22 protein-coding genes and 1 pseudogene are annotated in these 23,301 nt (G+C 62.7%); 11 read left to right on the plus strand and 12 right to left on the minus strand.

What is annotated here, in order from left to right; all coding sequences use genetic code 11:
* Nucleotides 1-11: 11 nt before the first annotated feature.
* Together cysE and VQ045_RS05975 are read left to right on the plus strand one after the other, a co-directional pair.
* Nucleotides 12-836: a serine O-acetyltransferase gene (cysE, locus tag VQ045_RS05970; protein ID WP_331829463.1), complete on the plus strand. Its 825-nt coding sequence runs from the start codon at nt 12-14 to the stop codon at nt 834-836.
* 71 nt (nt 837-907) lie between these two features.
* Nucleotides 908-1,117, plus strand: a complete 210-nt coding sequence (locus tag VQ045_RS05975) for a DUF3126 family protein (protein ID WP_327624896.1) — start codon at nt 908-910, stop codon at nt 1,115-1,117.
* Nucleotides 1,118-1,410: 293 nt separating this feature from the next.
* Here VQ045_RS05975 and VQ045_RS05980 read toward each other — a convergent pair whose 3' ends face one another.
* The 3 genes from VQ045_RS05980 to VQ045_RS05990 all read right to left on the minus strand — a co-directional run bounded on the left by VQ045_RS05980 (nt 1,411) and on the right by VQ045_RS05990 (nt 4,481).
* Nucleotides 1,411-2,013 (minus strand): transglutaminase-like cysteine peptidase, encoded by a 603-nt coding sequence (locus tag VQ045_RS05980; protein ID WP_327647387.1) that lies wholly within the window; start codon nt 2,011-2,013, stop codon nt 1,411-1,413.
* Between the two features lie 406 nt (nt 2,014-2,419).
* Nucleotides 2,420-3,460, minus strand: coding sequence for an SMP-30/gluconolactonase/LRE family protein (locus VQ045_RS05985; protein ID WP_331829464.1), 1,041 nt, complete (start codon nt 3,458-3,460; stop codon nt 2,420-2,422).
* A gap of 415 nt (nt 3,461-3,875) precedes the next feature.
* Complete coding sequence (locus VQ045_RS05990; RefSeq protein ID WP_331829465.1) at nt 3,876-4,481, minus strand: PilZ domain-containing protein; 606 nt, start codon at nt 4,479-4,481, stop codon at nt 3,876-3,878.
* A gap of 393 nt (nt 4,482-4,874) precedes the next feature.
* On the opposite strand from VQ045_RS05990, the gene VQ045_RS05995 reads away from it, so the two are divergent.
* The gene (locus VQ045_RS05995; protein ID WP_327624892.1) at nt 4,875-5,627 is read left to right on the plus strand and encodes a rhomboid family intramembrane serine protease; all 753 of its coding nucleotides are present in this window, start codon (nt 4,875-4,877) and stop codon (nt 5,625-5,627) included.
* Between the two features lie 77 nt (nt 5,628-5,704).
* Nucleotides 5,705-6,136, plus strand: coding sequence for a CBS domain-containing protein (locus tag VQ045_RS06000; protein WP_327624891.1), 432 nt, complete (start codon nt 5,705-5,707; stop codon nt 6,134-6,136).
* Between the two features lie 70 nt (nt 6,137-6,206).
* On the opposite strand, the gene VQ045_RS06005 is transcribed toward VQ045_RS06000, so the two are convergent.
* From VQ045_RS06005 to folE, 3 genes are all read right to left on the minus strand, one after another.
* The gene (locus VQ045_RS06005) at nt 6,207-7,205 is read right to left on the minus strand and encodes a patatin-like phospholipase family protein (RefSeq protein ID WP_327624890.1); all 999 of its coding nucleotides are present in this window, start codon (nt 7,203-7,205) and stop codon (nt 6,207-6,209) included.
* 67 nt (nt 7,206-7,272) lie between these two features.
* Nucleotides 7,273-7,707: a phosphoribosyl-AMP cyclohydrolase gene (gene hisI / locus VQ045_RS06010; RefSeq protein WP_331829466.1), complete on the minus strand. Its 435-nt coding sequence runs from the start codon at nt 7,705-7,707 to the stop codon at nt 7,273-7,275.
* A gap of 8 nt (nt 7,708-7,715) precedes the next feature.
* Entirely contained in the window at nt 7,716-8,339 is a 624-nt protein-coding gene (gene folE / locus VQ045_RS06015) for a GTP cyclohydrolase I FolE (RefSeq protein WP_327624888.1), read from the minus strand.
* Between the two features lie 249 nt (nt 8,340-8,588).
* Here folE and VQ045_RS06020 point away from each other — a divergent pair, with 249 nt between their 5' ends.
* Nucleotides 8,589-9,035, plus strand: coding sequence for an iron-sulfur cluster assembly scaffold protein (locus VQ045_RS06020; RefSeq protein WP_327624887.1), 447 nt, complete (start codon nt 8,589-8,591; stop codon nt 9,033-9,035).
* A gap of 48 nt (nt 9,036-9,083) precedes the next feature.
* Nucleotides 9,084-9,401, plus strand: a pseudogene (gene yidD, locus VQ045_RS06025) (membrane protein insertion efficiency factor YidD); the annotation flags it as partial.
* Between the two features lie 82 nt (nt 9,402-9,483).
* On the opposite strand, the gene VQ045_RS06030 reads toward yidD, so the two are convergent.
* Nucleotides 9,484-9,969, minus strand: coding sequence for a LysM peptidoglycan-binding domain-containing protein (locus VQ045_RS06030; RefSeq protein WP_327647396.1), 486 nt, complete (start codon nt 9,967-9,969; stop codon nt 9,484-9,486).
* A 155-nt stretch (nt 9,970-10,124) separates the two neighbouring features.
* On the opposite strand from VQ045_RS06030, the gene thrS reads away from it, so the two are divergent.
* Nucleotides 10,125-12,089 (plus strand): threonine--tRNA ligase, encoded by a 1,965-nt coding sequence (gene thrS / locus VQ045_RS06035; RefSeq protein WP_331829467.1) that lies wholly within the window; start codon nt 10,125-10,127, stop codon nt 12,087-12,089.
* Between the two features lie 115 nt (nt 12,090-12,204).
* Here thrS and VQ045_RS06040 read toward each other — a convergent pair whose 3' ends face one another.
* Nucleotides 12,205-12,960, minus strand: coding sequence for a YiiX/YebB-like N1pC/P60 family cysteine hydrolase (locus VQ045_RS06040; RefSeq protein ID WP_331829468.1), 756 nt, complete (start codon nt 12,958-12,960; stop codon nt 12,205-12,207).
* A 543-nt stretch (nt 12,961-13,503) separates the two neighbouring features.
* Between VQ045_RS06040 and VQ045_RS06045 the strand changes: the two genes are divergently transcribed.
* The 4 genes from VQ045_RS06045 (at nt 13,504) to VQ045_RS06060 (ending at nt 18,124) form a co-directional block, all read left to right on the plus strand.
* Nucleotides 13,504-14,703 (plus strand): ABC transporter substrate-binding protein, encoded by a 1,200-nt coding sequence (locus tag VQ045_RS06045; protein ID WP_331829469.1) that lies wholly within the window; start codon nt 13,504-13,506, stop codon nt 14,701-14,703.
* Nucleotides 14,704-14,797: 94 nt separating this feature from the next.
* Entirely contained in the window at nt 14,798-16,660 is a 1,863-nt protein-coding gene (locus tag VQ045_RS06050; RefSeq protein WP_331829470.1) for an ABC transporter permease, read from the plus strand.
* The gene (locus tag VQ045_RS06055; RefSeq protein ID WP_331829471.1) at nt 16,657-17,430 is read left to right on the plus strand and encodes an ABC transporter ATP-binding protein; all 774 of its coding nucleotides are present in this window, start codon (nt 16,657-16,659) and stop codon (nt 17,428-17,430) included. The genes VQ045_RS06050 and VQ045_RS06055 overlap by 4 nt, the downstream gene beginning before the upstream one ends.
* Nucleotides 17,423-18,124: an ABC transporter ATP-binding protein gene (locus VQ045_RS06060; RefSeq protein WP_331829472.1), complete on the plus strand. Its 702-nt coding sequence runs from the start codon at nt 17,423-17,425 to the stop codon at nt 18,122-18,124. The genes VQ045_RS06055 and VQ045_RS06060 overlap by 8 nt, the downstream gene beginning before the upstream one ends.
* 102 nt (nt 18,125-18,226) lie before the next feature.
* On the opposite strand, the gene VQ045_RS06065 is transcribed toward VQ045_RS06060, so the two are convergent.
* The 4 genes from VQ045_RS06065 to VQ045_RS06080 all read right to left on the minus strand — a co-directional run bounded on the left by VQ045_RS06065 (nt 18,227) and on the right by VQ045_RS06080 (nt 23,266).
* Nucleotides 18,227-19,954 (minus strand): TRAP transporter large permease, encoded by a 1,728-nt coding sequence (locus tag VQ045_RS06065; protein WP_331829473.1) that lies wholly within the window; start codon nt 19,952-19,954, stop codon nt 18,227-18,229.
* A gap of 5 nt (nt 19,955-19,959) precedes the next feature.
* Nucleotides 19,960-20,640, minus strand: coding sequence for a TRAP transporter small permease (locus VQ045_RS06070; protein WP_327647409.1), 681 nt, complete (start codon nt 20,638-20,640; stop codon nt 19,960-19,962).
* A 112-nt stretch (nt 20,641-20,752) separates the two neighbouring features.
* Complete coding sequence (locus tag VQ045_RS06075) at nt 20,753-21,763, minus strand: DctP family TRAP transporter solute-binding subunit (RefSeq protein WP_327647411.1); 1,011 nt, start codon at nt 21,761-21,763, stop codon at nt 20,753-20,755.
* Nucleotides 21,764-22,045: 282 nt separating this feature from the next.
* Complete coding sequence (locus VQ045_RS06080; RefSeq protein WP_331829474.1) at nt 22,046-23,266, minus strand: acyl-CoA dehydrogenase; 1,221 nt, start codon at nt 23,264-23,266, stop codon at nt 22,046-22,048.
* Nucleotides 23,267-23,301 lie beyond the last annotated feature (35 nt).

Here is a 23,301-nt window from a genome sequence, read left to right on the forward strand (position 1 = left end):
GGGAGAGCGCCATGAGCAAGAGCAGCCCGCAGGTCCAGGACAAGATCCAGGCCGTCGATCCGATCTGGGCAAAAGTGCGGACGGAAGCAATTGAGGTCGCGGAGCGCGAACCGGTTCTGTCCTGCTTCATCTACGCCACCATTCTCAACCAGCGCAGCCTTGAGGCGGCGCTGATCCACCGCGTGTCACAACGGCTGGATCATCCGGACGTGCCGGCGATCGTGATCGCGCAAGCCTACGCCGACATGCTGGAATCCGACGTGGAGTTCAGCGCGACGTTGCGAACCGACATCCAAGCGGTGTTCGACCGTGACCCGGCCTGCGAGCGCTACATCGAGCCGCTGCTCTACTTCAAAGGGTTCCATGCGATTCAGACGCATCGGCTCGCGCACTGGCTCTGGAACGAGGGCCGGCGCGATTTCGCCCTCTATCTTCAGGCGCGTTCATCCGCAGTGTTCCAGACGGACATTCATCCGGCGTCCCGGATGGGCAGAGGGATTTTTCTCGATCACGCCACCGGCCTCGTCATCGGCTTCACAGCGGTCGTCGGCGACAACGTCTCGATTCTCCAGAACGTCACCCTCGGCGGCACCGGCAAGGAGTTCGGCGATCGCCATCCGAAGATCGGCTACGGGGTCCTGATTGGCGCGGGGGCGAAGGTCCTCGGCAACATCACGATCGGCAAATGCTCGAAGATCGCGTCCGGCTCGGTCGTCCTCAAGCCTGTTCCACCGCACACGACCGTGGCCGGCGTTCCGGCGCGGGTGATCGGCACGACCGACGATTGCGACGAGCCGGGCCGGGCCATGGATCAGAGCTTCGATCGCACAGATTGATTGCGTCGGCGCATTGAATTTGCGAGCGGAGGCCTAGCTACAGCCGTTCGAAATTGGTCCAGGAGAACGATGTGAAGCCCGACGAAATACGCAAGCTCGAAGCTTATCTGAGACAAAGTTTCAAAGGAGCCGACCTCCAGGTTCGTGCGCTTGCGCGCAGTGCCGATTCGGCTGAGGTCTATCTCAACAGTGAATTCGTCGGGCTGCTCGCGAAGGATACTGAGGAGGGTGAACTGTCGTATCACTTCACCATGACGATCCTCGACATCGATCTGGAATAGGACGACGGCGCCCAGCTAGGCCGGTCGGCTCGTCCCTCACTGGCGGGGGGCGCGGCGTATTGGTGATCGGGGATAGAGGAGCCGGCCCGTCCCCCAAGGGCCGGCTCCGTGACCGTTCAGGCATGGACGGGGAAAGCCTGAGCAGCCTAGCTGAACCTCGCCTGGCGGCGGCGAGGTGGGGTGCGTGACGGGATTTCGGCGGGCAGGGCGCGCCGGGATTTGGATACCGACAAACCGGCCGGAGCACCTTCCCGCGCGAAGCCTCATGCTCCAGGACAGCGCGGACGCCGATTTCAGCGGACGCTGCCGACCAGAATGTTGCGATCGTCGGCGATGGCGAGCCATTTGCCGGCATCGCGTTCCGACTGACGCTTCAAATATTCGTAATCCGTATCGCTCCAAGCAAGAACGCGATCGTCGAGATTATCGAGAACGTAATCGCCTTGATCGGTGCGGACCGTCAAAACCGCATGGCCTTCGCCGTTTGACTGACGCAGGACGGTGATCAGCAGTGCTGAGGCGGGGACTCCCTCGCGCTGGAGCATGTATTGCTTCAGCAGCACGTAGTCCTCGCAGTCACCTTGAACCGTCGGATACGACCAGACTTCCGGGACGCCATACATGTCCTGGTCCGTGCGCGGGAAAATGGAAGAATTGACGGCGTTGTTGACCTCGACGAGCTTGGTCCACATCGCCCGGGTCAGGCTTACCACGCCGACCGAGGCGTTCGGCTGACAGGTGCCCGGATAGCGCTTGCAGAATTCATAATGCCCGATCGGCTGCGACGTGATCCCCGTGGTGATCATGGCCGAGGATTGGGCGGAGGCCGACGTAGCGGAAAATACCACCGTCAGAAATCCGAGACCGACCACCATCTTGCTGAAGAATTTTGACATTTTCTTTCTCCCCGTTCGTTCAGGGAGAATGTCACATCCGTTTTACTTCTACACAAAATGTAGTAGTGTAAATTATATCAAATTTTATCGGATTCCTATCGATTCTATACTTTAGGTAACATAAAACTTTTCAAGAGAATTTTCGTCCGACCAGTGGGATTTCGTCAACCATAAACGATGTGTCGGCCGACCGAGGCGCTGGCCAGATCCGCATAGATTGACGCAGGTCGGGAAGGAGGGGCAGGGCAGCCGCGCCATAGTCAGCCTGCGCCCGAGACGCCGGATCGACTGGCGCCGAGGGCCCAGCCAGGCCAGCTTGTGGCGGCGCGCGTCGGAGCGCGCCCTGGCACCTGCGGCATCAGTTCAATCTCGTGATTGCCGACGGCCCAGGGCTGGTCGAGCGACCTCAGGCGATATGGGCGCCTTGGGCGGCCGTGTAGATCGTGTAGATCGATTGGCTCGCCGTCATGAACAGCCGGTTGCGCTGTTCCCCGACAAAGGTGAGGTTGGCGCAGCCTTCCGGCGTTTTGATCTGGCCGATCTTGGTGCCATCGGGTGCATATACCTGCACGCCGTCCTGCCCTTCTCCGGCAAAGCCTGTCGCCGCCCAGACATTGCCATCGACATCTGCGCGCAGACCGTCGTGGAACCCGCTTTCCAGCGTCGCGAACTCGCGCCGGTTCGTCAGCTTGCGACCGTTCTCCTCGACGTCCCAGGCAATGATGCGGGCCGGCTCGGGATGGTGGGTGGCGGCCGAATCCGCGACGTAGAGGATGCGGTAGTCCGGCGAAAAGCAAAGTCCATTCGGCTTGAAAATCTCGTCCGTCAGCTTGGTCAGCACGCCGCTGGTCGCATCGATGTGATAGATGCTGGTCGGCAGTTCCAGCTCGCGGACATTGCCTTCGTAATACCAATGGCTGCCATAGCCCGGATCGGTGAAGATGACGCCGCCGTCATCCGGGTGGACCACCGCGTCGTTCGGGGCGTTCAGCGGTTTGCCCTCGAAGGTTTCGGCCAGCACGGTCGGCGAACCTTCCCGCCCATAGCGCACGACCCGGGCTGTCGAGTGCTCACAGCTAATCTGTCGTCCCTCGAAGTCGAAGGTGTTGCCGTTGGAAAAGTTCGAGACGTGGCGCAGCGGCGTCACCGTCTCGGTTACCGCGTCCCAGCGCATCTGGCGGTTGTTGGGAATGTCGCTGAACACGGCGTAGCGGCCGACGCCGTTCCAGGCGGGTCCCTCGGCCCAAAGAGCGCCGGTCCATTGCCTCTGCAACGGCGTGTTGCCAATCATGTACTGGGAAAAGCGCGGGTCGAGTACGACCCAGGCATCATCGGGATAACGAGACGGCTGCGGAGGCAGCGAGATCTCTTGCGTCTCCGCGAGTCCAGGCATCGCCAGCACGGCGCCCAGCGCGGCGCTGCCCGACAGAAATGCACGTCGGTCCATGTTCATGTCGTCCTCCCCACCGGCCGATCCTGAGAACGCGCCGGATTGCGTTGCTCATCATTCTCCAACTGGGCATGTGCGGCAGGAAGCTTAACGCTGTTGACGACGGTTTGCTATCTCGGCGCCTTTACGGCCGCCGGGCTTGCACCGAGCGGTGAATGCATCGGATCAGAAAGTGTATCCGGCATCGAGAATTCGGGTGCATAATGAAAGCGTTGGAATGCCGTAGGTGCATGTCGATGCATGGGGGGCATATGACCTTCGTTGCCACTGGGGCAAGAATGGTCCGCTCGCAAGAGGGGCGCAGCCCTATCGTGGTGGCGAGGAACTTACATTCGGGCAGTCGGACATGGCAATATCGCCTGGGCGACGCATTCTTCAGCACCAAGGGTTCCGGACAGATACCGTCAGGCTGTCAGAGCATGCTGCGTTCGATCGTTTCGCGCGACTGCATCGCGGCGAATTCGATCGCGAATCCCTCTTCGAGGTGGCGGACGACCCGTCCTTTCGTCGTGCCCAGCGTGATCCGCGAGCCAATGGCGGGCCGAACGCTGCTCGTCACGGCCGCGCCGGACAGTGACAAGTCGATGATCCGGGTCTGGTAGCGACGGCCGTCTTCGAGGACCACGTCCACGAACGGGTTTTGCGGCTCGACCCGCTCATGGCGGCGATCTTCCGGTAGATCGAGTTCATGACGGTTGGCGAACCAGGTCAACTGGGCGGCCAGCTTCTCGCGCTTGCGTTCGCTGCTGTTGAGCATGAGCACAAAGCCGCCGTCAAAAACGCGAACCACCGTGCCCTCCAATCGACCGATATGATCGATGTAGACGATGATCCGCTCGTCCTTGGACGGGTGCACGGCGGTGGTGATCGCGACGTCCCCAGGGGACATGTTCTCGGCGCGGCAAGGATATTCGGTTCGGTCTTCCCGCATGAAGCGGCCGAGGAGATTGACGTCGACACGATTGAAGCGACGCCGCTCATCCGTTCCCGTCTGCCGTGCTTGAGCCTGAGCCTGCATAATCTCTCAACCGTCGTTTCGCCACGGTCGCGCACAACCGCGCTTACCGGGACTTTTTACAGCCCGAAGCTTAACGATCGGTGCAGGAATCTTCATGCTGCGATGCAGTGATGCCGTGTTAACTCTCGATTGCAAATCTGTTTGTCGAATTGCGCTGGAAGGCTTACGAATGACGCAGGACGGATTTCGATCCGGTCTGGCAGCACCCACCTGCGCTTCCCTGGTTTTCCAGTTCAGATTCACGCAGACCTTTGGCCGCCCCATGTTATGGGGCGGTTTTTTCTATTGGTGTCAGTCTGCGTCCCGCGCCCCATGTTCGGCGGGCCGATGCGTCACCCTCGCGGTCGTCGGCTAGCAGTGGAAGAGGACCGAAACGACGATGGAGCACGAAGCGTGACCCCGCACCATTCCGGCCAATCGGGCGACGAGACCCTCGATCGAAGGCCGCATCCCCCGGCCTTCAACGTTCCGGCAATCATTCTGATCCTCATCGCGGTTCTTGCGACCGTCCATGCGATCAGGGTTTTCGTCCTGGGTCCCGTCGCCGCGTCCGATGTGCTGCTCGACTTCGCGTTCATTCCCGGATGCTACGGCGATCTTGACGAAATCTGCGGGTTGCGTTCCGCCGGCGCCGATATCTGGTCGCCACTCTCCTATGCTTTTTTGCATGGGGATTGGACGCATCTCGGGGTCAACGCGGTGTGGCTGCTGGCTTTCGGGACACCGGTCGCGCGGCGGCTCGGGACCGTTCGTTTCGTTGCCTTCTCGGGGGTTGGCGCGCTCGCGGGCGTGGCTGCTTTCGCGATCTTGAACCCGACCCTTGTCGCTCCAGTCATCGGCGCTTCGGGAATTGTATCGGCGTTGATGGGAGGAGCCTGCCGTTTTGCCTTCGGGGGGCGGGGGCGGACGCGGTTCAACCCGGCGCGGGCCGACATGCCGGTCGTGCCGATCACCGATGCGTTGGCCAACCGAACCGTCCTTGTTTTCATCGGGGTCTTTTTCGCGACCAACCTGCTGATCGGCAGTGGAGTGGGCGGTGCGCTCGGCGGTGGCGCGATCGCCTGGGAAGCCCATCTGGGCGGATTTGCGTTCGGGTTCCTGGCATTTCGCCTGTTCGATCCCCTTTCGCGCGTCCGCTTGCCCTGACACGCGCGCCTTGCCCCTTGCGGTTCGCGCGACTCTGGCTCACCTTTCCAAACGATCACGAAGGGGAGGCTGAAGACATGTCCGTGCGCCAGATACTGGAAGAGAAGGGGCGGGAGGTCGTGACACTCCGTCCAGAGGCGACACTGGAAGAGGCTGTCCAAGTACTCGCGGGCAAGAAGATTGGTGCCATCGTCCTCGTCGACGCTCAGGGAGCGGTTGCCGGCATCGTATCGGAGCGCGATATCGTTCGCCTTATCGGAACGTCTGGCGTCGCCAGCATTTCTCAGAGCGTGCGCGACGTCATGACGATGGCGGTGACCACATGTACGGAATCGACCTCGATCAACGAGGCGATGGAATTGATGACCCACGGCCGCTTCCGCCACTTGCCCGTCTGCGAGGAGGATAAGCTGGTCGGGATCATTTCGATCGGCGACGTCGTCAAACGCCGCATCGAGGAAGTGGAACGCGAGGCCAACGAGATGCGCGAATATATCGCCGCCGGCTGAACGAAAGCGAAAATGGGCGGTGGGGCAATGCGTCGGCCTCATGCCAGCCCGGACACAAATCGGTCGTCGCCTACCGTCCGCCCGCTTCGAGGGCGACGTCGGTCATTCGTTCGATCTCGCCGATCCGGCTCTTCGTCGCTTCGTATCCGAGCGCGATGGCCTCCTCGGCCCGGAAGAACTCCGAAAGGCCGATGTCGCGCACGCGCGGTTGTAGAGAAAGATCGGGAGGATCGCCGGCAAGACGAGCGCGGGAGATTCGGTCCTGGATGATGTTGAACGCATCGACCATGGAGCGCGCGATGCTGAGTTTCTCTCTCCGGGGAGAGGCGCCTTCCAACCTTGGCGTTACGATATCGGTCAGCCCCAGTCCCTGCGGCGATGCGCTTCCGTCATCCGCAACATCATCCGCGACGGCCCGCATGCGAACGATCGCCGCGCGTCCGAACAGGTCGTAGTGCAGGTTCACGGCGACGACGAATTTTTCCTCGTTGACGCGGCACACATTCACCGGAACCGGGTTGACGAGGGCGCCGTCGAGTAGTCGCCGGTTGCCGCAGGAGACGGGCTCGAAAACACCGGGAAGAGCATAGGACGCCCGCATCGCCAGGATCAGGGAGCCGGAATCGATCCACACCTCGTGACCATTTTGCGCCTCGGTGGCGACGCAGACGAGGCGACGGTCCAAATCCTCGATCTGGATCCCTTCCAGCGATTCCGACAGGCGACGGCTGAGCCGCATCCCGCCAATCAGTCCACCCGCGCCGAAGCGCAGATCGAGAAACCGCATCATTCCCCGTCGCGTCAGCGACAGGGCAAACGTTTCCAGATCGTCGAGTTTTCCAGCCAGGTAGCAGCCGCCCACGAGGGCACCGATCGACGTGCCGGCGATCATGGAGATGCGAATGCCGGATTCGTCGAGCGCTCTGAGGACGCCGATATGCGCCCATCCGCGGGCCGCTCCGCCGCCGAGGGCCAGCGCGATGCCTGGGGAGCGCCGCGTCGCGGTCTCTTGAGGTGCGTAGCTGGCTAGGGGAGGTTCCGCCCCCCAACCGAAGACCCTATCAAGCATCTTGCGTCGCCCCCGATTGTTCTCCGTTTATCTAATGTGAGGCTACGGCAAAGGTCTGATCATCCGATTAAGAGGCGACGGGACCATCTCCCGTCTCGCGAACCGCAAGGCTCTGCCCATCGTCCGCGACGACACGATAGAAACAGGTCGAGCGGCTGGTGTGGCAAGTGTCGTTCGGCTTGGCGACCGCGACTTTCAGCCAGACGGCGTCCTGGTCGCAGTCGACGCGGACTTCGCGAACGCTCTGTAGGGCGCCGGACGTTTCGCCCTTTTTCCAGAGCGCGTTGCGCGAACGCGACCAGTAATGTGCCAATCCTGTCGACAGGGTCGCTTCAAGCGCCCGTTCGTTCATATGGGCGACCATCAAGAGCTCGCCGGAGGCGTGATCGGTGACGACGGCGGTGACGAGGCCGGCCGCGTCGAATCGCGGCCGAAGCCGGGTTCCTTCCTCTTGTTCACTCGCGTCGGCTGATGGACGATCAAACACCGGCTTGTCCGACATCGCCATTCTCACACCCGGTGGCCGGTCAGCGAGAAGAACCGCCCCTTCAACTCGCCATCGTCGGCAAAGACGCCCTGGAACGACGTTGTCACGGTCAGCGAGCCCTTGGACCGGATACCGCGCATCGACATGCACATATGTTCGGCTTCGATCATCACCGCGATGCCCTTGGGCCGAAGCATACTGACGATAGCCGTGGCGATCTGCGCGGTCATCGATTCCTGCGTCTGCAGGCGGCGACCATAGATATCGACGACGCGCGCGATCTTCGACAGGCCGAGAACGCGACCGTCCGGGACATAGGCGACATGCGCCTTGCCGATGATCGGCACCATGTGGTGCTCACAGTGCGAATGAAAGTCCACGTCGCGAACCAGAACCATGTCGTCGTAGCCGGAAATTTCCTCGAAGGTGCGGCCGAGAACGTCGCCGGCTTCCTGTCGGTAGCCTCCGAACAGCTCCTCATAGGATTTCACGACGCGGGCCGGGGTTTCGCGCAGGCCCTCACGGGTCGGATCTTCGCCGACCCAGCGCAACAACGTCTCCACCGCCGCCTCCGCTTCCGCTCGGCTCGGCCGCTCGGTGTGCCTCTCGTCGGCAACGTCGGGAAATTTCTTGACGACAGCGTCCATCTTGCTTCGCTCCGTGCCAGTCGGAATTCGTGCGGCAATCCATAGGGAATGTTGGTCGGGAGCCTGCGCCGGAGCGTCATTACGGCTCGAAATCGATATCCTGTCCACACCTACCCCAATTCCGGCGCCATCGGGCCATGACAATGCGTCCGAGGACGGCGACTTTCGAACCGGCGCCCGAGCAACTATATAGTTTCGGAAAAAGCGAAATGACAGGGCAAACGGCCGAAGCCGACGGATGGTGTTGCAGTGATCGACGACGTGTACAATTCCCGCATTCTCGAGTTGGCCGGCAACATTCCCCGGATCGGGCGTCTCGACAGCGCGGATGCGAGCGCGACCGCGCACTCCAAGCTTTGCGGCTCGACGGTGACGGTCGATCTGAAGCTCGCCGACGGGGTCGTGTCGGATTTCGCCCATGAGGTGAAGGCCTGCGCGCTCGGACAGGCCTCGTCGTCGGTGATGGCCAGCCATATCGTCGGGGCTACACCTGACGAATTGCGTGCGGTCCGCGAGACGATGCGCCGGATGCTGAAGGAGAACGGAGCACCGCCGTCTGGCCGCTTCGAGGATCTGAAATATCTGGAGCCCGTCCGCGACTACAAAGCCCGGCATGCCTCCACCATGCTGACCTTCGACGCGGTGGTCGACGCGCTCGACCAGATCGCCCGCAAGGACGAGAGCGCGGCGGCATGAACGTCGAACCGGGCTTCTATCCCGTCGGTGCAACGCGTTGGTCTGGTGATGTGCAAACCTGAACCAAAAACCGATCACACGGCGCCCAAGGGTTTGCCCGACCGCGCTCGACCCTTGAGCCGTAATTACGATGGGCCTTGGCAGCGGACGCCGGGCCGCTTGGTCGGAATGGCGCTCGTCCGCTTCTACCAGATCGTCTTTTCGCCGTTCGTGGGTGGCCATTGCCGGCACATCCCGACCTGCTCGGAATACGCCTATGAGGCGGTGGCCCGGCACGGGCTTCTGCGGGGCGGGTTCCTGAGCGCGCGGCGGGTTGCCCGCTGCGGCCCGTTCGGAACCGCCGGCCTCGACCCGGTGCCGACGGAAAAAACGAAATAGGCCCCATCGTCGCTGGGAGCGCATCGGCATCGAACCCTACCGACGTAGAGGGCGGCGCGTTCCAACCGGTTCAGAAGTCCCGCGGGATTCTTAGCAACTGTCCCGGAAAGATCAGGTTCGGATCGGCGACAAACTGTTGATTGGCCGCTTGGATGACCGGGTATTTCGAGGCATCCTCGTAGTACCGGTTCGCCAGGGCCGAGAGCGTCTCGCCGCTGATCACCATGTGCTCCCAATACCCGACATATCCCGGAAGGATCTTCGGACCGTAGAGAACCGGCACGGTCACGGTCGGCGGGTTGGGGCCGCCAGCGCTGTCGTCGGTGACGGTGACGAAGAGCCGGCTCAGCGTGAAGGCGGCATCGGACGGGATGTCGACGGCCGCCTGGAACTGCCTGATGGATAGCGAACCCGCGGTGGCAGCGGCTGTCACCTCGTCATGTCCGTCGCTGACCCTGATCGTCAGATGGCTTTCAAACCCGACCGCGTTGCCCGCGATGAGGATGCGGCTTCCCACAAGATCGAAGGCCTTCGGCTGCAGAATTTCGATGTTCATGACTGCGGCTCCCTTGCATAGGCACGCGCCCGTCAAATATATCGGCCGCGACCATCGCGTGCAAATCACGATCAAGCACTGCGATTTCGCGCCGGATCACCGGCAAATCGAACCACCCGCGTTCGTTGGCGGGACTGGATGAGAGAGTACGCACCATGGCTGAGGCCGTTTCCCTGATCTTTCCCGATGGCTCCGCGCGCGAATTCGACGCCGCGACGCGCGGTATCGACGTTGCCGTCGGCATTTCCAAATCGCTTGCCAAGAAAGCCGTCGCCTATGCGCTCGACGGTGAAGTGCGCGATCTGGCCGATCCGCTCGGGCGCGGCGGTGCGCTCGAGATCGTCACCCGCGACGACCCGCGCGCGCTCGAACTCATTCGGCACGACGCCGCCCACGTCATGGCCGAAGCGGTTCAGGAGTTGTGGCCGGACACCCAGGTGACGATCGGCCCGGTGATCGAGAACGGCTTCTATTACGATTTCGCCCGCGATACGCCCTTCACCACCGACGACCTGACGACCATCGAGAAGAAGATGGCCGAGATTATTCGCCGCAACGCGCGCTTCACCAAGGAAGTCTGGCCGCGTGACAAGGCGCGTCAGGTGTTCGCCGACAAGGGGGAGGCCTACAAGGTCGAACTGCTGGACGCGATCCCCGAGGACCAGGACGTCAAGATATACAGCCAGGGCGACTGGTTCGATCTCTGCCGCGGGCCGCACATGGCTTCGACCGGCCAGGTCGGCGACGCCTTCAAGCTGATGAAGGTCGCGGGCGCCTATTGGCGCGGGGACTCGAACAATCCGATGCTGACCCGCATCTACGGCACGGCCTGGGCCAATCAGGAGCAGCTGAAAGCCTATCTCCACATGCTGGAGGAGGCGGAAAAGCGCGACCACCGCCGGCTCGGCCGGGAGATGGACCTGTTTCATTTCCAGGAGGAGGGACCGGGGGTCGTCTTCTGGCACGCGCATGGCTGGCGGATGTTCCAGAACCTCGTCCGCTACATGCGCCGCCGCCTCGAAGGCACCTATGACGAGGTCAACGCGCCGCAGATCCTCGACAAGGCGCTGTGGGAAACCTCAGGCCATTGGGGCTGGTACAAGGAGAATATGTTCGTCACGGAAACCGAGGACGAACGCGTCTTCGCGATCAAGCCGATGAATTGCCCCGGTCATGTGCAAATCTTCAAGCACGGTCTGAAAAGCTACCGCGATCTGCCCATTCGCTATGCGGAATTCGGTAACGTCCACCGCTATGAGCCGTCCGGGGCGCTGCATGGTCTCATGCGCGTGCGCGGTTTCACCCAGGACGACGCCCACGTCTTCTGCACCGAGGATCAGCTCGAGTCGGAATGCCTGCGGATCAACGATCTGATCCTGTCGACCTATGCCGATTTCGGCTTCGACGAGATCACGGTGAAACTGTCGACCCGGCCCGAAAAGCGCGTTGGATCGGACGCCAACTGGGACCACGCCGAAAAGATCATGGCCGATGTGCTCGAGCAGATCGCGGCGCAGTCGGGCGGCAAGATCAAGACCGCGATCAATCCGGGCGAGGGGGCGTTTTACGGGCCGAAATTTGAATATGTCCTGCGCGATGCCATCGGGCGCGACTGGCAATGCGGCACCACCCAGGTCGACTTCACCCTGCCGGAACGTTTCGGCGCGTTCTATATCGACAAGGATTCCAACAAGAAGACCCCGGTCATGATTCACCGGGCGATCTGCGGCTCGATGGAGCGCTTCCTCGGAATCCTGCTCGAGAACTATGCCGGGCATCTGCCGCTGTGGTTCGCGCCGCTGCAGGTGGTGGTGGCGACGATTACGTCGGACGCCGACGACTACGCTGAGGAAGTCGCGGCCGAATTGAAGCGAGCAGGCCTCAAGGTCGAAGCCGACCTCAGAAACGAGAAGATCAACTACAAGGTCCGCGAGCACTCGGTCGCCAAGGTCCCGGTGATTCTCGTCTGCGGCAAACGCGAGGCCGAGGAGCGGACGGTCAATCTGCGCCGGATCGGCTCACGCGATCAGACGTCGATGAGCCTCGCGGACGCGGTCGCATCGCTCAGCAAAGAAGCGGTTCCGCCGGACCTTCGCCGGAAGGCGGACGACGCGGCCTGATAACTGTGTTAGCCCGGAGTTCTTCTCGCTGTGGAGCTTCGGGCGTTACGGTTTGCCGATCCTCTGCCGGGGATTATCGGACCGCCGGCCGAAGGTTCGGGGCCGCATAATCCGCTCACGGACACGCAGTTTCGGCGCCATCGCGCGCCGAACTCCATTCGACATCATGGAAGTCGAAGTCGGGACGCAGCGGCGGCTTAACGATCTCGAAGAACGGCGAGAGATCGAAATCGCGCGGCACGAACAGCGAGTGGTGCCGGATGTGCATGATCTCGGCCTCGTTCCCCCAACGGCTCCGTCTGGGGTCATGGGTCTCGATGCGTGGCAGGATCGGGTAGCCGACATGCTGAAATGCCTGGGCGATCAGCGTCGAGCAGATCGCCCGCGTCGGGTCGCCCGAACCCAGCGATATCATCCGGCGGCGAAACCGGCGGGGGACGGGCAGGGGAACCAGATAGCGGATCAGATCGAAGATATTCTGGAGGTCGTAGCCGTTGCCCACGCGCTCTGCCGCGAATCGGATGATGCGCGCCTGGTCACGGGGGTTGAGGCCGCTCGGCCGGCATATCCGGATGTGAACATCCTTGTATTTCTCGATCGCCGCGATGATGACGCCTTGTTCGAGGTCGGCTTCGATGATTGCGTGTCGAAGATCGCGATGCTGTCCGACGTAGAGGGCGGAGTGCGACCAGGTCGACTGGGTCAGGTATTTGATGGGTGAGGAAATGCGCGTGTTGCCCTCGATCAGAATGACGTCGCAGGGGCGCAACGCATGGAGCAAGGCATCGAACGGGAACGGCGTGGCCCCGGCACAGTCTGTGACGGGCGCCTGAAGGAATGCCGCGATCAGACGTCCAATTCGGTCCAACATTCTTGCGCCCTTGTCGGACGACCGTCCGAACAGTTTCATTCTGACCACGCTAGCGCGAAATCAGGAAATGCCGGAATCGGTTTTCGGCTCGCGTTCCGTGCTCTGACTGGAATCGATCCGACGGCGCGTGTGTGCCGTCATGAAAGTCTTCGCCGAAATCGCGAGCATTGTTACTCCCCAAACAAGCGCACCGGCGCAGTCGGGCAGCCGACGACCGGTCCCGGACGAACAATCCGACGCCGCCAGCGGCGTCGCGATACGGCCGTGCATGCCAGGTCTCCGACCATAGGCATCGACGCGCTATTCCGTATTGGCGCTTCGGACGATAAGGAAAAGCCGGAAGCGGTGAGGAAGGGAGCGCCGGCAGGAGCGTTGCCTGATCCCGATTGCGATCGACCAGGCGCCGATGGTCTATCGCGGACGGATCGACCAAGTGCCAGCGAGGGAAAGCGCGGGGGCGGATGGCCCCGCATCGGTCTTCGCCGACCATGATTGTGCCGTTATGGGTGCGCGTTTCGTGCTCGAAGCCATCAGGAGAGACTCATGAGAATAATCCGCAAACTGGCAGTCGCCGCCGCACTGTTGACTGCCATCTCGGGGGGCGCGGTCGCCCAGGAGTCGATCAAGATCGGCGATATCAATCACTACAAGCGGATGGCGGCTTTCGCGGAGCCCTACAGGAAGGGCATCGAACTGGCGCTGAAGGAGATCAACCAGGCGGGGGGCGTTCTCGACAAGCCGCTGGAATTCATCTTCCGCGACGACCAGGGCAAGCCGGGCGAGGCCGTGAAGATCGCCGAGGAACTGATGACCCGCGAGGGCGCGGTGATGCTCACCGGGACGATCCTGTCGAATGTCGGCCTCGCCATCTCCTCGCTCGCGGCCGAGAGGGGCTATCTGTATCTGGCCGCCGAACCGCTGGCGGACGCCCTGGTCTGGAGCTCGGGCAATCCCTACACGTTCCGCCTGCGGACCTCGACCTTCGTTCAGGCCGCCATGCTGGCCGAACAGGCCGCGAAGACCGACGCGGTCCGCTATGCCACGATCGCGCCGAACTATGCCTACGGCACCGACGCGGTCGAGGCGTTCAAGACCAATCTCAAGCGGCTGAAGCCGGAGGTCGAATTCGTCACCGAACAGTGGCCGGCGCTGTTCAAGATCGACGCCGGCGCCGAGGTTCAGGCGCTGGAGGCCGCCAAGCCCGACGCGATCTACAATGTCACCTTCGGGTCCGATCTTGCCAAATTCGTCCGCGAGGGCGGCACGCGAGGTCTGTTCGAAGGCCGCAAGGTCTACGGGCTGCTGACCGGCGAGCCGGAATATCTGGAGCCGCTGGGCGATGAAGCGCCGGTCGGCTGGGTCGTGACCGGATATCCCTGGTACGCGCTCAACGAGGGACCGGGAAAGACATTCGTGGATGCCTATACGGCTGAAACCGGCGAGAGCCCGAAGAACGGCAGCCTCGTCGGCTACATGACCGCCCAGAGCATTGCGGCGCTGATCGAAAAGGCGGGCTCCACCGAGACCGATGCCCTGCTTGAAGCGTTCAAAGGGCTGACGGTCGAGACGCCCGACGGCGAAATCACCTATCGCGACATCGACAATCAGTCGACGATGGGCGCCTTTATCGGCACCACCGCGGTCGAGGACGGCAAAGGGGTGATGGTCGATTGGACCTATGTCGATCCGACGCCCTACATGCCGAGCGACCAAGAGATCAAAGCCATGCGCCCGGCTGACTGATATCCGGCCTTGTCGCCGGCGGAGGTTTCGGGCTCGTCCCGGGGCCCCGCCGGCATTTTGATCCGCCCGCATCACTTGCGACAGAACGGACGCCATGGGACTTTTTGTGGCACAGCTCCTCACCGGGCTTGCAAACGCGGCGGCGCTGTTCCTGGTCGCTTCCGGATTGTCGCTCATCTTCGGCGTGACGCGGATCGTCAATTTCGCCCACGGCTCGTTCTACATGCTGGGGGCCTATATCGGCCTTTCGCTTATGGATATCCTTCCGGGGCATTTCGGCTTCTGGGGGTCGATCGTCCTGGCGGGAATAGCTGTCGGCCTCGTCGGCGTGGTTGTCGAAATCCTGGTGCTTCGCCCGATTTACCGGGCGCCGGAGCTGTTTCAACTGGTCGCCACCTTCGGGGTGATCCTGGTCATTCAGGATCTGGTGCTGATCATCTGGGGGCCGGAAGACCGCCTGGGGCCGCGCGCGCCAGGACTGAAATCCGTGGTGCGCATCATGGGCGAGCCGGTGCCGCAATATGACCTGGCCCTGATTGCGATCACACCCTTCGTGCTGTTCGGCCTGTGGTGGCTGATCAACCGGACACGCGTCGGCATCCTCATGCGGGCGGCGACGCAGGATCGCGAGATGGTCGGCGCGCTCGGCGTCAACCAAGCCTGGCTGTTCACCGGCGTCTTCTTTCTCGGCTCGGCGCTCGCCGGGCTGGGTGGAGCGATCCAGCTGCCCAAGGGCGGCGCCGACCTTTTGATGGATTTCAATATCCTCGCCGCCATCTTCGTGGTGGTGGTGATCGGTGGCATGGGATCGCTGCCGGGGGCATTTCTCGCCGCCGTACTCATTTCGGTCCTGAACGTCTTCGGCGTCCTGTACCTGCCGCAAAGCACGCTGGTGCTGATGTTCGTCGTCATGGCGGTGGTGCTGATGGTGCGCCCCTATGGTCTCCTGGGACGCGAGGAGGTGGCTGGCGAGCAAGGGCAAGCGGGCGAACCGGAACAACCGATGCGCCCCGCCGGACCGCGGGGCCGGCTGTTCGTCGCGGTGCTTCTCGTGGCTCTCCTGCTCCTTCCCGTGTTTGGATCGAACTTCACCAAGGTGCTGGTGACCGATATCCTCATCGTCTGCCTGTTCGCCGCATCGCTGCAATTCATCCTCAGCTGGGGCGGGCTGGTCAGCTTCGGTCACGCGGTGTTCTTCGGCGGCGGCGCCTACGCGGCGGCGCTCGTGGTCGTCTACGCCGACGCGCCGATGGAAATCGCCTTTGTGATGGCGCCGCTGGGGGCCGGGCTGCTGGCGATCGTCATCGGGTGGTTCTGCATCCGCCTCAGCGGGGTCTATTTCGCCATGCTGACGCTGGCCTTCAGCCAGCTCGTGTGGTCGCTAGTCTTTCAGTGGGGCGCGGTCACCGGTGGTGACGACGGGCTGGTCAACATCTGGCCGGCCGCGTGGCTCTCCGACACCACGGCCTATTACTATTTCACGCTTCTGTTCGGCGTCGGCGGGATCATCTTCCTCCGTCATATGACCCATTCGCCCTTCGGCTACGCGTTGCGCGCCTGCCGCGACAGCGCGCGCCAGGCCGCGGCGACGGGTATCAACGTCAAGACGGTGCAGTGGGTCGCCTTCGCGATTGCCGGCGCACTGGCGGGCCTTGCCGGCGGCCTGTTCGTCTTCTCCAAGGGGTCGATCTTTCCGAACGAATTGGAGATCGCCAAGAGCTTCGACGCCTTGATCGTCGTCTTCCTCGGTGGGGTCAAAACCCTTTCCGGCGGCGTCGTCGGCGCCGCCTCGCTGGAAGCGGTGAAGGACTGGCTGACCCGGCTCGAATATTGGCGGCTGATCCTCGGCCTTTTGATCATCGCCGTGGTGATCGTGGCGCCCGACGGCATCGTCGGATCGCTGCGGAAGCTGGGCGAGCGCCTCGGTTTGACCCGTGACAGGCAGGGCGTTTCGTGAGCCCGGTCCTAAAAGTCGAGCATCTGGCCAAATCCTTTGACGGCGTCGACGCCGTCAAGGGTGTCAGCTTCAACGTGATGCCGGGTGAACTGAAGGCGCTGATCGGACCGAACGGCGCCGGTAAATCCACCTGCTTCAACATGCTGATGGGCCAGCTGAAGCCCAGCGGCGGCAAGGTGTTTCTGCACGGCAAGCCGATCACCGGCCTGCCGCCCCGGCGGATCTGGCGCATGGGGGTCGGGCGGACTTTCCAGATCACCGGCACATATCAGAGCATGACGGTTGCCGAGAACGTGCAGATGGCACTGATCAGCCATCATCGGCGGCTGTTCGCGGTGGTTCCCTACGCCTACCGCCTCTACCGCGACGAAGCGCTCGCGCTGCTTGAGCTTGTCGGGATGGCCGACCAGGCCGATCGTGCCTGCTCGATCCTCGCCTATGGCGACCTGAAGCGCTTGGAACTGGCCATCGCGCTCAGCCACCGGCCGGGCCTCCTGTTGATGGACGAGCCGACCGCTGGGATGGCTCCACGGGAGCGGGTGGCGCTGATGCAGCTGACCGCCGATATCGTTGAGAAGCGCGGCATCAGCGTGCTGTTCACCGAGCACGACATGGACGTCGTCTTCACCCATGCCCACCACATCATGGTGCTCAACAGAGGCGAACTGATCGCCGAGGGCACCGCGGCCGAAATCCGCGCCGACGAGCGGGTTCAGCAAGTCTATCTGGGGGGCGGAACACTGTTTTCGCGGGATGGTCGCGATGCTTGAGATTAGCGCGATCAACAGCTTCTACGGCAGGGCGCATATTCTGCACGATCTCAGTCTTTCGGTGAACGCCGGCGAGGTCGTGGCCTTGCTTGGCCGCAACGGGGCCGGCAAGACGACGACGATGAAATCCGTCATGCAGCTTGTCCGCGCCCGCTCCGGCCGGGTGCGGCTGGAGGGCGAGGACATCACCGGGTGGCCGGCGTACAAGGTCGCCCGCCACGGGGTCGGCTATGTGCCGGAGGAGCGGCGGATCTTCACCGATCTCACAATCCTGGAAAACCTCGAAGTCGGCCGGCAATCGGCTCGCTACGCGGCCCCGAAATGGACTGTCGAGATGCTGTTCCAGCTTTTTCCCAACCTTGGCGAGCGCCGCAACAACCGTGGCAAGACCCTGTCGGGCGGCGAACGACAAATGCTGAGCATCGCGCGCACTTTGATGGGAAATCCGCGCCTGCTGCTGCTCGACGAGCCATCCGAGGGCCTCGCGCCGCTGATCATGGAACAGATGGCCGAAACCATCCTACGCTTCAAGGCGGAGGGCCTGACGGTACTGCTCTCGGAGCAGAATCTGCATTTCGCCAGGATCGTCGCCGACCGCGCGCTCATCATCGAAAGCGGCGAGAAGAAATTCGACGGCTCGTTTGCCGAGCTGGAAGATCACCCCGAAATCCGCGATGCGCATCTTTCGGTGTAGAGAGCCGGCGCCGCCGTCGAATCGACTGGAGCGGCGCTGTCGGCGCGCCGAGCGGAACCGCTTTTCCGGGTCTGCTGCGGCGACCCGCCACAGACCCGCTGCTTAGCGGGTGACGAGTTCCGGTCCCATCAGGCTGTAGGGCAGCCAGGTCGACAAAATCGGCACATACGTCACCAGAATCAGGAACAGGAAGAGCACCCCGACGAAGGGTAGCGCCGCCTTGACCACCTGAACCAGGCTCATCCCGGTGATGCCCGAGGTGACGAACAGGTTGAGCCCGATCGGCGGCGTGATCATGCCAATCTCCATGTTGACCACCATGACGATGCCGAGATGGACCGGATCGACGCCGAGCTCCATCGCGATCGGGAACACCACTGGGGCGACGATCAGAAGTAGCCCGGACGGTTCCATGAACTGGCCGCCGAGGAGCAGCAGGATATTGACCGCGATCAGGAAGGTGAACCAGTTGAAGCCGGCGTCGAGCATCAGGCTGGTGATCGCCTGGGGAATGCGTTCCGCCGTCAGCACATGGGCAAAGAGCAGCGCGTTGACGATGATGAACATCAGCATGATCGTCGTGCGCGCCGCGTCGACGGTGACCTTGCGCGTGTCTTCGTTGAAGAACGCCCTGAAGAAGGAACGCCCCGTCATTCCCAGGTTGCGGCCCCAGATCGGCAGGCTGGCGGCCAGGTGCTTCGGCACGCCCGCCAGTCCCGCGCTTTCGCCGCGCCAGAGCGTGTAGGCGACGAGGATCGCCAAAGACAACACAAGACCGACGGTCGCCCGCTCGCCGAAGCCGAAGCTCGCGCCGCCGGGACCGGACGTCGCGAAGAAGGAGAGGATCATCCAGACAGAGAAGAAGGAGACGGCATAGACGAGGGCGGAGAAGCCGACGCGGGCGCGGGACAAGTCGGTCTCGCGCAGCCAGGGCTCGTCCTTGAGTGGTCCCATGTCGCGATAGATGAACAAGGCGACGAAGAACGCGTAGACCGCCGCCACCGCGGCCGCTTCCGTCGGCGTGAACACGCCGCCATAGATGCCGCCGAGGATGATGATGATCAGGAACAGGCCCCAGCCGGCGTCCTTGCCGTGGCGTGCGATCTCATGGAAGCCGCGCCAGGGCTCGGCCGGCAGGTTCTTGATCCGCGCCATGATATAGATCGCGATCATCAGCATCAGCCCGGCGACGATGCCAGGAACGACGCCGGCGAGGAACATGCGCCCGACGGACACGTCGGTGGCGGCCGAATAAACGACCATGACGATGGACGGTGGTATCAGGATGCCGAGGGTTCCGGCGTTGGCGATGATGCCAGCCGCGAACTCCTTGCTGTAGCCGACCTTGCGCATGCCGGCGNCCATGACGATGGACGGTGGTATCAGGATGCCGAGGGTTCCGGCGTTGGCGATGATGCCAGCCGCGAACTCCTTGCTGTAGCCGACCTTGCGCATGCCGGCGATGGCGATGGTGCCGATCGCGACCACGGTGGCCGGCGACGAGCCGGAGAGGGCGGCGAACAGCATGCAGGCCAGAACCGAGGCCATGGCGAGGCCGCCGCGAAAATGGCCGACTGTGGCGATGGCGAAGTTAATGAGCCGCTTGGCGACGCCTCCGGTCGACATGAAGGCGGAGGCGAGCACGAAGAACGGGATCGCCAGCAGCGTGTAGTTCTGCGAGGCGGTGAACAATTGCAGCGCCACCGACGACATGGAGTCGCTAGAGAAAAAGGCGATGGTGATGACCGAGGAGAGGCCGAGCGAAATGGCCACCGGCGCGCCGAGGAACAGCAGCCCCAGAACCAGAATGAAGAGGATGAGCGTTTCCATCGCGGTCAGTCTTTCAGGAGATCTTTGTTTTCCGCGACGAGGTCTTCCGCCTCGTGGCCGGCGATGACGAGTTCGCGCTGGCCGGTCCAGATCTGGACGATCGCCTGCAGCGAGCGGTAGGCCAGAAGGGCCAGGCCGATCGGCAGCATCAGATAGGCAATCCAGCGTTGGACGCGTTCCTGGACGCCGAAGGTTTCCTGCACCCATTCAGGATAGCGCACGTCGTCGAGCCCAAGCCCGAGATTGAAGAACTTGGTCCAATAGAAGATGGCGCCGCCGGAGGAGTTCGCGCCGAAGATCGACAGCCAATCGGCCGACAGCAGAATGATGGCGTAAAGGGCGGTGCAAAGCGCACCGAACAGGGCGGCGATCCGGAACACTGGCTTGGGGAACAGCCGGATCGCTGCGTCGACACCCAGATGCAGCCCCTGCTTCAGCCCGTAGCCCATGCCGAACAGGATCATCCAGGCAAACAGGATGCGGGTCAGTTCGAGCGCGCCGGACCAGCCGCTGTTGAAGCCGTAGCGCGCGATGACCTGCGAGAAGGAGACAAGCGTGATGGTCGCCAGAAGGATCGCGAGGATATTCTCCTCAAGCCGGGTCACTGCCTCGGCGTGCCGTCGTTCGACGAGATACAAGCCTACGATCAGGGCCAGTATTGCCAGGTAGGGCCACAGGCCGGCCATCGCACATTCCCCCCAGCACGACAGCGCCCGTTGCGAGCAGCCCGTGCACTAACGTTACTCGAGATAACGAAATAGGCCGGGCGCACCGCAGGCACGCCCGGCCGTTTGACGGTTAGTTCGTCGAGCCCGTGGCGACGGCGGCGTCGATGACGTCCTGACCGATGTCGTCGGTGAACTTGTCCCAGACCGGCTTCATCGTGGAGACCCACTCCTCGCGTTGCTCGGCGCTCAGCTCGCGCACTTCGCCGCCGGCGTCGATGATGTTCTGCCGGTTCTTGGCTTCGGTCTCGGCGACGTTCCCGTTCGCCTCGGCGGTGACTTCGTCGACGATCTTCATGAACTGGTCGCGGAACTCAGGCTCAAGACCGTCTAGCCATTCGGTCGAGGTGACCAACAGATAAGCGAGGACCTGATGGTTGGTCTCGGTGATACCGTCCTGCACCTCGAAGAACTTCTGCGTGTAGATGTTCGACCAGGTGTTTTCCTGGCCGTCCACGACCCCCGTCTGCAGCGCGCCATAGACCTCCTTGAAGGCGAGCTTCTGCGCCGAACCGCCCATCGCCTCGATCATCGCTTCGGCGACGTCCGAGGTCTGGATGCGGAACTTCAGTCCGGACGCGTCGCTCGGTACGAGCAGCGGCTTGTTGGCCGAAAACTGCTTCAGGCCGGACAGCCAATATCCGAGGCCCGTATATCCCTTGTCCTCCATGACGGTCAGCAGATTCTTGCCGGTCTCGCCGTCGTTGAAGGCCTCGACGGTCTTGAGGTTCGAAAACAGGAACGGCAGGTCGTAGAGGCGATATTTCAGCGTGTAGGCCTCGAACTTCGACAGCGACGGCGCGGCGAGCTGCACGTCGCCGAGCAGCAGCGCCTCGAGCACCTTGTCGTCGTCGAACAGTGTGGAGTTCGGGAACACCTCCATGCAGGCCTTGCCATCCATCTCCTGGTTCACGCGTTCGGCGAGAAGCGTCGCGGCGTCACCCTTGGGATGGCCCGTCGCGGCAACCACGTGGGCGAATTTGATGACCATTTCGCCATCGTCGCAGCCGGCGGCGGCCGAAGCGCTCGATGCGCCGGCGATGAGAGCGGCGGCGGAAATGGTGCCAAGAAGCAGATTTTTCATTGGTAGTCCTCCACTGCGGACGCAAACGGCGTCCGTTCAAAACGAGCGACGATGCCGACCATTCGGCACCGTCGATTTGGTCACGCGGGAACGATGCGGTGCCGAGGCTGGACCCATGCGGCAAGTGCGACCGAAACAGGCGCTCCTGAACTTTCCACCGTGGCTTCGGCTCGCCGACACGCTCCCGAGATTGCGCCGCGTCGACCTTAACAAGTACTGCGCATGCCTGTCGAACGGATAGGCGTGTGATTGCGTGCCCTTATACTAACGTAGGGTAGAGGATCAGAAGAACGCCTGGATTCCGGTCTGAGCCTTGCCCAGGATCAGCGCGTGAACGTCATGCGTGCCCTCGTAGGTGTTGACCGTCTCCAGATTCTGGGCGTGACGCATGACGTGGTACTCGCCCATGATGCCGTTGCCGCCATGCATGTCGCGGGCGACGCGGGCGATGTCGAGTGCCTTGCCGCAATTGTTGCGCTTGACCAGCGAGATCATCTCCGGGGCCATCTTGCCCTCGTCGAACAGGCGGCCGACGCGAAGCGAGGCCTGCAGCCCCAGCGCGATCTCGGTCTGCATGTCGGCGAGCTTCTTCTGGACGAGCTGGGTCGCGGCCAGAGGCCGGTCGAACTGGATGCGTTCCAGCGTGTAGGCGAGTGCCCGCTTCCAGCAATCCTCGGCGGCGCCCATCGCCCCCCAGGAAATGCCGTACCGCGCGCGGTTGAGGCAGCCGAACGGACCCTTGAGGCCGGAAACATTCGGCAGGAGATTTTCCTCTGGCACGACGACCCCGTCCATGACGATCTCGCCGGTGACCGAAGCCCGCAAGGACAGCTTGCCCTCGATCTTCGGTGCCGACAGGCCCTTCATTCCCTTTTCCAGGATGAAGCCCCGGATCTGGCCGTCATGGGCGGTCGATTTCGCCCAGACGACGAAGACATCCGCGATCGGGGAATTGGAAATCCACATCTTGGCGCCGGACAGACGGTAACCGTCGGAGACCTTCTCGGCTTTCGTCTTCATGCCGCTGGGGTCGGAGCCGGCGTCGGGCTCGGTGAGGCCGAAGCAGCCGACGTACTCGCCGCTTGCCAGCTTCGGCAGGTACTTCTTGCGCTGCGTCTCGTCGCCATAGGCGAAGATCGGATACATCACCAAGGAGGACTGGACACTCATCATCGAGCGGTAGCCGGAATCGACCGCCTCGACCGCCCGCGCGACAAGCCCGTAGGAGACATAGGACGCGCCCGCGCAGCCGTACTCTTCCGGGACGGTCAGACCGAGCAGGCCGAGTTCGCCCATCTCGTTGAAGATCGTCCGGTCGGTGGTCTCGTTCTGATAGGCTTCGACGATCCGGGGACGCAGCTTTTCCTCCGCGAAAGCGCTGGCCGTGTCGCGGATCAGGCGTTCGTCCTCGCTCAACTGATCCTCAATCCGAAACGGATCGGCCCAATCGAAGGCCGCCATAGTGGGAGCGTGCGAGGAGGTCGCGGCAGGGGCAGTGGACATGGATCCCTCTTTCTTGTGTCTGATGCGCTGGCGCG

Origin of the sequence: Aurantimonas sp. E1-2-R+4 (assembly GCF_036549515.1) — a bacterium.
Lineage (GTDB): Bacteria > Pseudomonadota > Alphaproteobacteria > Rhizobiales > Rhizobiaceae > Aurantimonas > Aurantimonas coralicida_A.